Source organism: candidate division TA06 bacterium (assembly GCA_004376575.1).
Lineage (GTDB): Bacteria > Hydrothermota > DG-26 > E44-bin18 > E44-bin18 > E44-bin18.
The window spans coordinates 58312-72545 of record SOJN01000080.1 but is presented as its reverse complement, the minus strand read 5'-3'; the positions used below and the strand labels follow the sequence as shown (position 1 = coordinate 72545).

The following is a 14234-nucleotide window of genomic DNA, read 5'->3' as shown; positions in this document are numbered from 1 at the left end:
AACCCGAAGCAATCTGGCACAAGCAGATCCGGAGTTTATCCTGCCTGCCGCGTTTCTCACGAAGTGAGATACACGCGGCCTCACGCCCTCTCCGATGGCGTAGCTCCATTTTGATCTTCGATTTTCGAAGGCAGGGGGATGAGGTGAAGGTAATTTCTCGGGTGAGGACGGGTGTGGGTTGGGAATTTCGTGATTTCGGGTCTTCAGCATACAGCGTATAGTGTACAGCGACGCAGTTAAATATCCCTTGATTTCCGGTGTCTGGTGTGAGATAATCCGTGTGCAGTCAGATTTGGCCGGCAAAATTCTCAAGAGCAAATGTACGGGGCGTAGCTCAATAAATACAATCGAATAGGCTTTGAAGCCTGCAGTGCTTAATTAGCGTGGGTCGAGGTGGCTATGCGCTCTGGCAAAACCTCGTGCAGGAGGCGCACTTCATGGGAAAAGAGAAGGCAAGAAAGTCTGATATCGTAGATGAGCTGTTCAGAATAATCGATGAAGCTGAGTCGAGATCGTCACGAGCCGAGTACAGACAGACTAAGGATTGGCTAGCGCTGGTTATTCGAATCCTGGGCCGCCTCAATTGTACAGATGAAGGGTCAGAACCAGTCGAGGATATCGTGGGTTTGCTGAAGTCCTTCACGGGGTTCGAATCGGTCGACTTACGTCTTCGGGAAGGCGAAGGCGATGCGTCAATTGGGCGCACTGAGAGTCTCAGCCCGACGCAGTCCCAGTTGACTTCAACAAACGGGGGCAAGGGCGTCGACAGCAATCCGGAAAGAACGCCGCACGTAGAATGCCTGTTTACGACCATCATATCTGGCGAGACGGATTCCTCGTTGCCCTTTTTCACTGAAAGAGGAAGTTTTTGGGCTAACAGTAGGTCGGACTGCCTATCTGCCTTTTCAGCCAGGGGCCTCCACGGACAATGTGATGACGAGGGCTATGAATCTTTGGCACTCATACCGGTGCACTCAGATCAAGAACTGATCGGCGTTCTGGAGCTCAAGGATCCTCACCCAAATCGTCTTGATCTGACGATGGTTCGATTTCTTGAGAACATTGGGGTGAGCATCGGGATAGCACTTGCGAGGACACATGCCAGGGAGGCACTAGAGATATCTCAGGAGAAGTGGCGGTCCCTGGTAGACAACGCACCAAACATCATCATGATCGCCGATCGTGATGGCGCAATTGAGTTTGTGAATCGCGCCACACCAAGCGGTAGACCAGAAGAAGGAAGAGGAGAAAACATCTACGATTACATATCTCCCGAGTACCAACGCGAAGCAAAAGAAGTAATTAGACAGGCTTTTGAGACTGGGGAGTGGGGTAGGTACGAGAGTGAAGTGGCTGTGCCACGCCGTGGCCTTTCATGGTATGTGACTGAGGTAAGCCCAATTAAGCATTGTGGGCAGGTTGTTGCTGTAACACTAATTACTACAGACATCACCGACCTGAAGAAGGCGGAGGAGACAGTCCGATTGGCTGATGCGGAACTCCGTCAGATATTCAATACTGCGGCTGATGGGATGCGTGTGATTGATAAGGATTTCAGCGTGGTCCGGGTCAACAGGACCTTTGCGACCCTGGCGAGCACAACCGAGGATGACGCGGTGGGCAAGAAGTGTTATCAGGTGCTTCACGGCCCTCTATGCCATACACCTGGTTGTGTATTGAGGCGCATTCTTGGTGGTGAAGAGCGGGTCGAATGGGAGGGAGAAAAAGAACGCAAGGATGGCTCTAGAATCCCTTGCATTCTGACGGCAACTCCCTTTCGTGGACCTGATGGTGATCTGGTTGGTATCGTTGAGAATTTCAGGGACATCTCTGAGCGGAGCCGGGCTGAACGAGTGCTGAGGGAATCTGAGGCGAGATACAAGACCCTATTTGAAACCGCTGCTGAAGGGATACTCATATCAGACATTCAAACCAGGAAATTCAAATATGCCAATCCGGCTGTATGTAGAATGCTGGGCTTTGACTTAGAGGAACTGGAAAACATGCTCGTGGATGACATTCATCCCAGGGAGTTCTTAGGCCATGTACTCGCCGAATTTGAGGCTGGAGCCAGAGGAGAAAAGACATTTGCCCCGGATATTCCATGCTTAAGAAAAGACGGGACAGTAGTATATGCAGACACAAGCACAGTCAAGGCTTCAATAGATGGAAAAGAATGCAACATAGGTTTCTTCACTGACATCACTGAACGGAAGAAGGCGGAGAAAGAGAAAGCCACGATGGAAGCTCAGCTCCGGCAGGCACAGAAGATGGAGGCAGTCGGAAGACTGGCTGGCGGGATGGCTCATGACTTCAACAATCTACTGACAGCCATTCGGGGATACTCGGATCTGGCTTTAATGAAGCTGTCAAGGGATGGTCCGGCCTGTCAAGACGTGGAACATGTTCGTGAGGCCTCCATCCGTGCGGCTAAGCTCACGGAGCAACTGCTTCTATTCAGCCGGCCCCGACCTATGGTTTTCAAGCCTCTGAATCTCAATAAGACCATATCAGGTCTGCTGAATATGCTCAAGCGAGTCATCGGCGAGAATGTTTCTGTTATCACGGATCTTGATCCAGTTCTCCGGACTGTCCATGCCGATGTCGGACACATGGAGCAGATTGTCATGAACATGGTTGTAAACGCCAAGGACGCCATGTCAGAAGGTGGAGAAATCACTATCAAGACCGAGAACGTGGAGATAGATCAAGACTACTGCAAGACTCACAGCGATGCACGTACGGGGGAGTTTGTCTGTGTGTCGGTTGGGGATACTGGGGTAGGCATGGACAACTGGACGATATCTCACGTATTTGAGCCATTTTTCACTACGAAGGACCGTAAAAAGGGGACTGGACTCGGGCTGTCAGTAGCGTATGGTATTGTCAGGCAGCACAAAGGGTGGATCGATGTTGAGAGCGCGCCAGGACAGGGTTCAACGTTCAGAATCTGCCTACCATCCAGCCTTCAAAAAGGGAAAGAAGAAAGCAAAGATACCAGTTCTAATCAAGCATACAGACGCAAGGCCGCAGGGTGAATGGAAAGAAAACTATGTGACAAACATTGAGAATTCGAATCTCGCTGAAATGTGTTCCAAGGGGTAGACATGGGAAACAAAGCTAAGACCAAGAAAAGAGTCAACGGGGAATCCGCGAATGCAAAGCCACGGCCGACGGGGGTGCACTTGAAGGGGTCGGGGGCGAAGTACCGCGCCCTTTTCGATACAGTATGGGACGGCGAGGTCAATGCCCGTATGATCACATATGAGGATGAACTGGTTATTCTTGCTGCGATTCGCGATATCACCGAGCGGAAACGACCAGAGGTGGCACTGCAGGAGAGTGAGGAGCGCTACCGGATTTTGACAGAAACGGCCTCTGCTGGAATCGGTATTGCAGACGAGAACGAAAACCTGATATTCGTCAACCCGGCCTTCGCCCAAATGTTGGGCTGCTCTCTGGATGGACTTTTCGGAATGAATCTCTCCAAACTGACAGACCATAAGGAGTTCAAGCGGTACCAGGAACAAACGCACACGAGAGTGAAAGGAGACTCCAGCCGTTACGAGAGCAGGCTGATTTGCAGGGATGGTAGCATCAAGGATGCGGATATATCTGCCTCAGCGTTGACAGCGGCTGATGGTAGTTACGAGGGCACGGTCGCGGTAGTCACAAACATCACCGAGCGGAGAAAAACGGAAGAGGCGCTTAGACAAAATAAGGCTATGATGGAGCAGGCACAGAGTCTGGTCCATGTCGGCAGCTGGATGTGGAACGTCAAAGACAATTCATTCCTGATGTCAGCAGAGCTGTGCCGGATATACGGTATCCCTGAGGGGCAGCAACCCGGTAGCATTCAAGCCATGATAGACAAGTTCATTCACCCCGATGACAGAGAATATGTGCAGAAAGCGAGCCAGGCGATGACAAAAAACCACGCCGGTGAACGACTGGTTTATCGGATCATTCGCCCAGACGAAGAAGTGCGATGGATATCTTCGACACAACCTGACGTCAGCCGCGTCGACGAGGAGGGGAAGCCAGAGGTCATGCTGGGGGCAATCCGCGACATCACCGAGTGGAAGAAGGCGGATGAGGAGGAAGAGAAAATGGAGGCTCAGCTTCGCCAGTGGCAGAAGATGGAGGCAGTCGGAAGACTGGCCGGCGGGATGGCTCATGACTTCAACAATCTACTGACAGCCATTCGGGGATACCCGGATCTGGCTTTAGTGAAGCTCCCAGAAGATCATCAGGCCTATCAAGATGTGGACCATGTTCGTGAGGCATCTATCCGTGCGGCCAGTCTCGCAGACCAACTGCTTCTTTTCAGCCGGCCTCACCGCGTGGCTTCTAGGCCTGTCAATCTTAATAAAGCCATCTGGGATGTGTCAGGATGCTCAAGCGAGTCTTCGACGAGAAGTACCCTATCATCACCAGTTTTGAGCCGGACCTCTGTTCTGTGAATGCCGATGCAGGACAGATCCAGCAGGCAGTCGTAAACATGGCTGTAAACGCCAAGGGCGCAATGCCAAATGGTAGAGAGATCACTATCAGGACCGAGAACGTTGATGTAGACGAAGACTACTGTAGGATTCACAATTATGCACGGCGGGGGAGGTTTGTCCGCTTATTGGTTGAGGACACGGGTGTGGGTGTGGATAAGGAGACACTTTCCCGCATATTTGAGCCCTTTTCCAGCATCAAAAAACGGGGAAAAGGAACAGGCCTCGGGCTTTCTGTGGTGTATGGGATTGTGAAACATCACAACGGTTGGATTGATGTGGAGAGTACACCAGGGCAAGGCTCGTGTTTCATGGTATATCTCCCGTCCAGTAGTGAAGGGCCAGAGGAAGAAGGCCCGGAGGACGGTTCTACTGAGGCCCTCAAGGGCAAAGGGGGTTGATTCTCGTGGTCGAAGATGAAGATAGCGTCAGAGAACTTGTGGAAAGCGTGCTGGCTGAGAACGGATACGTCGTATCTGTGGCCAGTAATGTGAAGGAAGCTATTCGCATCTTCATAGAGGAGAGAAAAGATTTTGCCCTTGTCTTCAGTGACATAGTCCTTCCTGACGGGAATGGGGTAGAACTCGTAGAACGTCTGGTTTCGGAAAAACCCGAACTTCGGGTTTTGCTGGCCAGTGGCTATGCCGAAGAGATAGCAAACTGGCAGACCCTTGAGGTGAAGGGGTATGCCTTTCTACAAAAGCCCTACGCAGTGTCAGAGTTGCTTCGCGGCGTGAGGGAACTGCTGGACCGGAAAACTTAAGGTGACGAAAATCGAAAATGGAAAATCGAAAATAGAATCGATGGCCATGAGACAAAGACAGAGCTCGACAAGAATCAGATGTAAGATGTGAGACTGCTGGCATGAAAAGACGAAATTGGGAAATTCTCCACCCACCTAGCCAATCCCGCCCGAAATTGCGAAATTGAAGACATGGCGACTTCCAACTACAAACAGATCTTACTCTAGATGTAAGGCATGAGATATAAGAGCGGACTACGTTATACGCCGTACGACGCGAAACGAGTCGGGAATTGTGATTTGGAATTTGTCTCAGGTTTGGTGCTTGGGATTTGTTTCGAGATCTGCTACCAGCACCGTCTCCTTCTCCATAGGAGGAAGCGGAGCGTCTGGCTTCGACACTGACGTGGGCTGGGGGGCAGGAAGGTTTACTGTGAACTTCGGGCCTCTTCCTGCCTCAGTCTGCACCTCAATGGTTCCGCCGTGGTCTTCCGCGATCTTTCCGTGTATTGCCAGAGCTAAACCTGCCTCTCTGGCCTTCGTGGGGAGGAATGGATTGAACCTCTTTGCCTGAGTCCTGTTGGTGGTGTTTGGACCGTTGCCTTCTATTTCCACCGACACGCCCGCTCCGGCTTTACTGGTGGAAACTTGTATCTTTCCATCAGTTCCTACAGCCCGGATAGAATCCAGAAGGAGATTGAAAAACATCTTCTTCAGTTGTTCTCTATCTCCAAATATTCGGGGAAGATCTTTTCCCGGGTTCCATGCCATCGACGAGCCGTTTTTTTCAGCGTGCACTTTCATGGAATCAACTACTTCCTTCACCAGGGCATTGGCATCTAGTAGTTTCCTCTCAGGTTTCGTATCCTTTGAGAGCGTGGGCATTTCCCTGATGGTTCTGACAATGCCGACGACCCCTTTTGAAATCGCTGCCGCATATCTATTCCTCTTCTCCTTGTTCTCACCTTCCGAAAGAATCAGCTCAGAAAGGCGCTGAATAGAACTGAGCGGTTTCTTCAGATCGTGGACGAAACGCGCAGTCATCTCCTGCTGTATGGACAACTTCTCAGACTCCCTCACTTTCTCACGCAGCTTGTTCATCTCAGTGAGATCTGTGAATATGCCAACAGTTCCCACTACCCTTTCTTTTTTGTGTTTTAGGGGATAGACCGAGATACCAAGGATCTTGCCTTCTCCGGAGGCGGTCTGCATTATTAGCTCCTGGTGTCTAGCCGGTTTTTCTTTACCCTGTTCCATAAAAGAACAGATTGCTTGAAGGGTCTTGTTTGTGTTGGACTTTTTCAAGAACACGTCATCGCGGCGCACGCCTGTGATTTCTTGCGCTGCCGGGTTGAAGGCAGTGATCGTTCCATCAAGATCCATTACTATTACACCGCTTTCAATACTGCTCACTATGCTTTCATTGTAGTTTTGCATCACAAAGAGATTGTCGTTCAGCCTGTCCTTGGATTCTGTGGCTGTCTCCAGGTTTCTTCTTAGTTGCTCGGTCAGTTCCTTGCTCTCCTCTTTTTGCCGTCTTAGTGCTCTCGCCTCGCGGGACATGAGGTTCCCAAATACTGCAACCGCAAAGAAAAAGGGAATCTTGATCAGGAAGCTTGTCTGAAGGAGCCCGGGTACACCGGATGCTTTGTAAGTAACCACTCCGTAAAGCAGGCTGGCGAAGAATGCGACCATCACTGAGACAGGGATTGACCTGGCAGGAAGCGCCAGAAACACTACGAGGAAGTACAGTGCATAAAGCTCTGCGCCAGCTCCACCGGACAGATGTATGACCAGGAACAGTAAAACTATGTCCATACCGAAGATGGACGCTATGAACCCGGTGCGCGTAAAGAGTCTTCTTGGCGCCAAGGTCAGCGCCAGGTTGGATCCCACGAGAAAGGCTACGAAGAGATACTCCCCCCTTGTCAATCCTAACCCCTTGGCGCCGTATATCATCAACAGGAGAGAGGTCAGGGCAATAAGCCACCGGAAGGCCAGGATGGTTTGTCTTCTGTCCTCCAGAGGAGTTCTGTGGGGTCGCGTTTTTCTTTCCATAAGTCTTTCCCGTTTGATACTAGTAGCAAAAAACATGCCCTACGGGACGGAAAGTGCAGACGACTTAACTTCTTTTATCACACTAGGATACGAGAGCCTGCCAGTAAATTGACCGACAAAATAGATGTCATAAGGTCACCCAAAGTGACACAGATTGCACCTGAAGTGCTGAAAAGAGCAAATCGAACACAAAACCAGTAACGACAAGATTGCTAGACACAAAAGACGAAATTACGAAACTACGAAATTGCGAAATTGAAAACCTAAGATGTACTTGCACGCCTAAAGCTTCCGTACAGGGTACGGCGTATAGCGTATAGGTGATTTGGAGGCTTAGAGCCGTGGTATGGTGAACGGGCTGCGATCTAGCAATTTCGAAGGTGTTGGGGAGGGTTGGGAGGAATTTCGTGATCTCCAGTCAGAACTGACAGCTATCTTATGGCTTACGGCTTATAGCTTTGAGTATTTTCCCCTTGATTGTGTCCAGTCACACATAGTATATTCTCCAAAGTACTGAGGACGAAGAGCGAAGTACAAAGGACAGAGTATAAATTCCCAAATACAAGATCTTAGATCTGAGATCTTAGATGGTGAGGGGTAGATAAATGGCATTCAGCTTCAAAAGGCTCTTCTCAGGTTGGATCACCAATGATATGGCCATAGATCTGGGAACCGCCACCACACTCATCTATGTGAAGGGCCGCGGCATATTACTCAATGAGCCCTCCGTCGTAGCCATTGATAATCGATCTCACAAACCGATAGCTGTGGGTAGAGAAGCGAAACGGATGCTGGGAAGAACTCCTGATGAGATAAGGGCAGTGAGACCGATGAAGGATGGAGTGATTGCCGACTTCGAGGTGGTGGAGGAGATGCTCAGGTTTTTTCTTGCAATGGCTCAGAAGAAGAGGTTCCTCATAAGACCCAGAGTCATTGTCTGCGTCCCCTCGGGGATTACGGCCGTGGAGATGAGAGCGGTACGCGATTCTGTGGAGCATGCGGGCGCCCGCGAGGTCTATCTGGTTGCAGAGCCTATTGCAGCGGCCGTTGGTGTTGGTCTACCCGTGAACACTCCAGCCGGAAACATGGTGATAGATGTTGGAGGTGGAACGACCGAAATAGCTGTTATTGCTCTTTCCGGGATAGTGTGCAACAGCTCGATACGCGTGGGTGGCGATGAGATGGACGACGCTGTCCTCCAGTATCTCAAGAAGACCTATAACCTCATGATCGGCGAGCAGACTGCCGAGATGATCAAGATAAGGATAGGCTCCGCTTCACCCCTTCCAGAAGAGACCGAAATGGAGGTGAGAGGAATTGACCTCGTCGCGGGAATACCGAAAACAATAAAGGTCGGCTCTGCCGAGATAAGAGAGGCACTCAAGGAGCCAGTGGCACTGATAACAGAAGCTTTGCGAAGTGCTCTGGAGAAGACCCCGCCGGAGCTGGCTGCAGATATCGTGGATAAGGGAATAGTGATGACAGGAGGGGGTTCCCTGTTGAGGGGCCTCGATGCCCTGTTGAGAGAGGACACCAACCTACCCATAAGCGTTGTCAATAACCCGTTGGAATGCGTTGTCTTGGGCACGGGCAAGATTCTTGATGAGATTGAGCACTACGAAAACCTTCTCATAACGTCCACCAGAGAGTAGCGTGGAAGTCGTTAGCAAAGATTCCCACTCAAAGAGAGAGATAGTCATCTTTGGTGTGCTCGTCGGTATCTCTCTCATTCTCATTTTTATGGGAGACCTCCGGCAGGTCAAGGTAGCGCGAGCAGTCTCAATGGTGGTCTTCTATCCATTTGAAAAATCGATTGCCCACTGGAAAGGCCTTTCTAACCTCAGCAACGAAAATGCCATGTTGAGGCAGCAGGTAACTGAGCTTTCCATAGAGAATCAACAGTTGAGGCAGTTCGAGTACGAGAATAAAAACCTGAGAAAACTGGTCGACTTCAAGAAGAGAAAGGGTCTGGAACTGGTGCCCGCTGAGGTGATCGGAAGGGATCCCAACAGGCTCACAGAATCGTTTGTAATTGACAGAGGCAAAGACGCTCAACTCAGGCCGGGAATGCCTGTTGTAACTGCTGAAGGGTTAGTCGGAAAGATTTCTGAAGTTGTGGAAGGGACTTCTCTGGTGCAAACCATTTTTGATAGGGATTTTAGAGTCAGCTGTCTTGAGATGAAATCGAGGGTGATCGGTATCCTCAGATGGAAGGGGGGTTCCAACTGTTCTCTGGAGAATGTACCAGTGCAGGCCCAGGTGAGTGTTGGAGACACGATAGTTTCAAGTGGGCTGGGAGGGATCTTTCCAAAAGGTCTGCTGGTGGGGGTGATAGTCAGCATGAAACCGGACAATACCGGCCTGTTCCACGACATCGAGATAGCTCCTGCCGCCGACCTCTCCAGCATGGAGGAAATCTTCGTGGTGAAATCTGTAAGGCTGGAGGAGATGAGGCGGACCCAGCAGAGACCTATGGGCGGGGAATAGGCCATGAAGTTGGCTAGCGGAATTCTCATATTCTTCTTTGCCGCAATCATAGAGGTCACGCTTCTCGATAGCCTACAGGTGATATCGGTCAAACCCAATCTATTCCTTGTTGCACTCATATTGATATCGCTCTTCTGGGGGAGGTCTTCAGGGATGTGGTTCGGCTTTGCCAGCGGGATTTTTCTGGATCTCTTCTCACCGGAGCACATGGGCCTGAATGCACTCATCCTCACCAGTGCAGGATTCCTTATTGGCAGCCTGGCAACGACCCTGTACCAAGAGAAATACATCTCGCAGATCCTTGTCCTACTATTCGTCTCTCTGGCAGAATCCCTGCTATACTTTGCGTTTTCCTCAGGAGGTCCCAGCAGCTTCATTCGGTTCTTTGTCAGGTATGGTGTGCCAGGAGCGATATATACTTCGGTTGTTGGAGCAGCCATCTTCTTAGGACTCCATTTGGTCAGAGTCAGGTGGAAAGTGTCTTGAAGACGCCGAGCAGAATCCTCATCGGTCTTACTGGAATTATCTTTGCCCTCCTCGGCCTGAGAGCATTCCAGCTCCAGGTCTTCGGCTATTCCCGTTATTTCGAACTTGCTGAAAAAAACCGGGTGAAAATGGTTTCTACCCACGCGCCCAGGGGAAGAATATTGAGCAGGGATGGTGAAGTGCTGGCAGACAGCCGGCCAGGCTATTCAATTCTGATCCTTCCTTATCAGATCGGGAACGCCGATACATTGGCTCGTGTGCTCTCGCCTGTCCTGAACAAGAGCGTGCAGGCCCTCAAAGTGAAGCTGGCTGAGGCGAAGAAGCGGCCCCTCATCACACAGAGAATTGCGAGAGACGTGAGCATAGAGGTCGTCTCCTGGGTGGAGGAGCACAAACTCGACTTACCCGGAGTTGCGGTTGAGGTAGAACCGATAAGGAGGTATCCATTCGGAGACACCCTGTGCCATCTTATCGGATATGTTGGAGAGATTTCTCAGAAGAAGCTGAAAAGCTTGTCAGAAAGGGGATACAGGTACGGAGATATGATTGGGGAGACTGGTCTGGAGGCCCACTATGAATACTATCTCAGAGGTCAAGACGGGGTGGAGTTCGTTGAGGTCGACGCAAGGGGACGAGAGATCGGACCCTTCCCGGATAGAAAGGTGGTGGTTGCAGAGCCCGGAAGCGACATTCATTTGACGATTGATTCAAGACTACAGCAATTGGCTGTAGAGGCACTTTCCAACTACGAGCGTGGATGTGTTTTTGGAATGGACCCCAGAAGTGGAGAAGTCCTCGTCTCCTATTCCAAGCCTGGATTCGACCCCAACCTTTTCGCTGTGGGTATATCCAAGGAGGCATGGGAGACGCTGGTCAGCAGCCCGGCATCTCCCATGTGGGACAGGGTGAGTAAGAGTGCCTATCCGCCAGGTTCGACATACAAGATTGTGACTGCGGCAGCTGCGCTTGAGACCCGGACCGCAGGCCGATGGACCAGATTCGCGCCATGCACCGGTTCATTCAAGTACGGCGATAGAGCATTTGGCTGCTGGTCGAAACACGGAAGACTCACAATCGTTCCAGCCATTGTCCAATCCTGTGATGTGTTCTTCTATCAGATAGGGGCTGCCCTCGGGATTGAACGCCTTGCTGAGGCCGGCCTTGATCTTGGTTTTGGGCGAAAGACAGGTCTCGACATGCCGGATGAGAGCTCTGGCCTCGTACCCACGCGCAAATGGTACAATGACCGCTTTGGGAGGGGAAAGTGGTCAAAGGGCGTGGCTCTCAATCTCGCCATTGGTCAGGGAGAAATGCTCTGCACACCAGTTCAGATTTGCAGAGCCATAGCCAGCATAGCTACTGGGGGAGTGAGGTGTAGGCCCTACATTGTCTCGAAGGCAATAGGTCACCGAGGGGCAGAGCTGTATAGAGCAGAGGTTGAAGATCAGAGGGTGGCTCTCAAAGACAGTACAATACAGATTCTCAGGGAGGCGATGTACGGAGTTGTCAATGATCCAGGTGGGACGGGCGGATTGGCCAGATCTTCACAGTTCAAAATCGCGGGCAAAACCGGAACTGTCGAGAATCCTTTCGGAGAAGACCATTCACTGTTTGTAGGATTTGCTCCCTTCAACTCCCCGATCATCTGCCTGATAGTCGTCGTTGAAAAAGCTGGTCACGGGGGGAGTGTTGCCGCCCCACTTGCGGGAAGGCTTATTGAAGCCTACCTGTCGCCCGAGGCAAAGGGAGCAACATGAGGGCCAGGGCTTTCACAGGTTCCAGCTTTGGCATTTTCGTACCTGCATCAGTTCTGGTGCTGCTGGGCCTGCTTGTAATATACAGTGCAACAGGAGCAGACACATCGCTTTCCAGTCCTTTTGCTAAGCAGATCATTTGGCTGCTCTGTGGCGGTGTTGTGGCCGGCCTGGTCATTGCGGCTCCATCCAAGACCTTCCAAGCGTTTGCCCTGGTCATCTACGGAATGTCAATCCTCCTTTTGCTGGCGGTCTTGGTCTTTCCTTCAGGTATCGGTGCCAGAAGGTGGCTTCACTTCGGTCCTGTCCATTTTCAGGCTTCGGAGTTCGCCAAGTTTGCCCTGGTTTTGGTATTGGCAAGAACCATGTCCGACAGAAGATTCAGAAGAGAAAGCCTTCAAGGGCTGGTTCTCCCCACAGTCCTGACGGGAATACCTTTCATCCTTGTGCTCGTAGAGCCCGACTTGGGTACGGCAACGGTGTTCGGAATCATTCTTCTTGCCATGCTCTTCTGGGGCAGGGTAAAGGGCATTTACCTCTTCTTCCTGGTGACGCCGCTGGTCTCTATCGCTGCCGCTTTTAACCTCGTCTCCTGGCTTGTCTTCTTTGCTCTTCTGCTCATATCCATATATGCACTTCGAGTTCAGCTGAGTGAAGCAGCATACCTGCTTATCGCAAATCCAGCAGTCGGTATTGCTACGCCGCTCATATGGAGGTCCCTGAAAACCTATCAGCAGAAGAGGATTCTTGGCTTCCTCAATCCGAGTCTCGATCCAACAGGAGCAGGCTGGCACATCATACAGTCGAAAATTGCAATCGGGTCTGGTGGATTCTGGGGGAAAGGTATTTTGCATGGGACTCAGAAGAAATTGGAGTTTCTTCCTCAGAGACATACTGATTTCGTCTACTCTGTCATCGGTGAAGAACTTGGTTTCCTCGGATGTATAGCTGTGCTCTTGCTTTTCTATGTGATGATAAGGAAGACAATTGGCCTTGCCAGAACCTGCAAGAACCGGTTCTCCAGCCTTGCATGCATTGGTCTCATCTCTTATATTGGTTACCAGGCTGTGGTGAATGTGGGAATGACGCTTGGGATAGTGCCTATAGCAGGTACGCCCCTGCCGTTCATCACTTACGGTGGTTCATCCCTCTTATTTTCCATGATAGCAGTCGCTCTGATTCTAAACATAAGCAGACACAGATATGAATACTGATCATCGAGGAGCATAGGAGATGTTTCCTACCATAGCCAAGCTGGGCCCTTTGGCACTTCACTCCTGGGGACTGATGCTCGCCCTTGCCTTTCTGGCAGGGATAGCTATTGCGTACCTGCGGGCAAAGAAGAAGGGGCTTGACCCACAGCACATAGTTGACATGGCCGTAGTTGTGATAGTGGCCGGAGTTATCGGCGGTAGACTTGCCTACGTCCTTGTTCATCTTTCCGATTTCAAAGACTTCCCCCTGGAGGTATTCGCCATATGGCGCGGGGGCATGACCTTCTATGGAGGAGCTGTTCTCGGATTCATTGCTGGAATGGTCTATCTCAAAAGGAAGAGACTGAATGTCTGGATAGTGGCGGACATAGTTGCTCCGTCACTCTCTTTCGGCTTTTTCGTTGGAAGGATTGGATGTTTCCTCAATGGCTGTTGTTTTGGAGAGCCCACCACAAGGGCATGGGGCATCCTCTTTCCTTTGGGTTCCTATGCCGATCAAGTCTATGGAGCCTCTGTCCACATCCATCCAACTCAACTCTACTCATCACTTGCAGGTCTGGTCATTTTCTTCTTGCTCTTATGGATGGAGAGGTGGTGGAGGTTCAATGGTTCTCTATTCTGGAGATATGTGATTCTGTATTCGCTGTGGAGAATCTTTATCGACTTTTTCAGATACTATGAGCCTTCTTCCATATACCAGATAGGCAGTTGGCAGGTGACTGAAAGCCAACTGACCAGTATTGGCACGTTGATAGTGAGCATAGTGATGCTTTCTGTCCTGAGCCGTAAGAAATTCGGCGGCTCAGCAGAACTGAGCCAATCTACCCCTGTGTCCTCACCATAATACTGATACCACTCACACATCAGTTTTTTGTTGGTTGTATCTTCGGGGTTTCTGTGCTCCCTGAGCGGGAGTACGTGCTTCTCCCAAGAACGTATCTCTCAATCTTCGTTCTAAGTTCTAACTTCTACGTTCTACAATGATAGGGGG

Annotated in this window: 11 protein-coding genes; 10 read left to right on the top strand and 1 reads right to left on the bottom strand. The window is 50.7% G+C overall.

Annotated features, from left to right (window positions below):
• The first annotated feature begins 437 nt into the window (after window positions 1–437).
• From E3J62_07335 to E3J62_07320, 4 genes are all read left to right on the top strand, one after another.
• Window positions 438–3038 (top strand): PAS domain S-box protein, encoded by a 2601-nt coding sequence (locus E3J62_07335; protein ID TET45564.1) that lies wholly within the window; start codon window positions 438–440, stop codon window positions 3036–3038.
• 69 nt (window positions 3039–3107) lie between these two features.
• Window positions 3108–4463 (top strand): PAS domain S-box protein, encoded by a 1356-nt coding sequence (locus tag E3J62_07330; GenBank protein ID TET45563.1) that lies wholly within the window; start codon window positions 3108–3110, stop codon window positions 4461–4463.
• Entirely contained in the window at window positions 4394–4903 is a 510-nt protein-coding gene (locus tag E3J62_07325) for a hypothetical protein (GenBank protein ID TET45562.1), read from the top strand. The genes E3J62_07330 and E3J62_07325 overlap by 70 nt, the downstream gene beginning before the upstream one ends.
• On the top strand, window positions 4900–5265 hold the full coding sequence (locus tag E3J62_07320; protein ID TET45561.1) for a response regulator: 366 nt from the start codon (window positions 4900–4902) through the stop codon (window positions 5263–5265). Before E3J62_07325 ends, E3J62_07320 begins: the two co-directional genes overlap by 4 nt.
• 291 nt (window positions 5266–5556) lie before the next feature.
• On the opposite strand, the gene E3J62_07315 is transcribed toward E3J62_07320, so the two are convergent.
• Window positions 5557–7338, bottom strand: coding sequence for a PAS domain S-box protein (locus tag E3J62_07315; protein ID TET45560.1), 1782 nt, complete (start codon window positions 7336–7338; stop codon window positions 5557–5559).
• A gap of 569 nt (window positions 7339–7907) precedes the next feature.
• Here E3J62_07315 and E3J62_07310 point away from each other — a divergent pair.
• The 6 genes from E3J62_07310 to lgt are packed head-to-tail and all read left to right on the top strand — an operon-like array spanning window position 7908 to window position 14087.
• Complete coding sequence (locus E3J62_07310; GenBank protein ID TET45559.1) at window positions 7908–8954, top strand: rod shape-determining protein; 1047 nt, start codon at window positions 7908–7910, stop codon at window positions 8952–8954.
• A gap of 1 nt (window position 8955) precedes the next feature.
• Window positions 8956–9789 carry a rod shape-determining protein MreC gene (gene mreC, locus E3J62_07305; GenBank protein TET45558.1) on the top strand — a complete coding sequence of 278 codons (834 nt, stop codon included), beginning with the start codon at window positions 8956–8958 and terminating at the stop codon, window positions 9787–9789.
• A 3-nt stretch (window positions 9790–9792) separates the two neighbouring features.
• Window positions 9793–10275: a rod shape-determining protein MreD gene (gene mreD / locus E3J62_07300; protein TET45557.1), complete on the top strand. Its 483-nt coding sequence runs from the start codon at window positions 9793–9795 to the stop codon at window positions 10273–10275.
• On the top strand, window positions 9945–12032 hold the full coding sequence (mrdA, locus tag E3J62_07295; protein TET45556.1) for a penicillin-binding protein 2: 2088 nt from the start codon (window positions 9945–9947) through the stop codon (window positions 12030–12032). The genes mreD and mrdA overlap by 331 nt, the downstream gene beginning before the upstream one ends.
• Complete coding sequence (rodA, locus tag E3J62_07290; GenBank protein TET45555.1) at window positions 12029–13243, top strand: rod shape-determining protein RodA; 1215 nt, start codon at window positions 12029–12031, stop codon at window positions 13241–13243. The genes mrdA and rodA overlap by 4 nt, the downstream gene beginning before the upstream one ends.
• Before the next feature lie 19 nt (window positions 13244–13262).
• Window positions 13263–14087, top strand: coding sequence for a prolipoprotein diacylglyceryl transferase (gene lgt, locus E3J62_07285; GenBank protein ID TET45554.1), 825 nt, complete (start codon window positions 13263–13265; stop codon window positions 14085–14087).
• The last annotated feature ends 147 nt before the right edge of the window (window positions 14088–14234 follow it).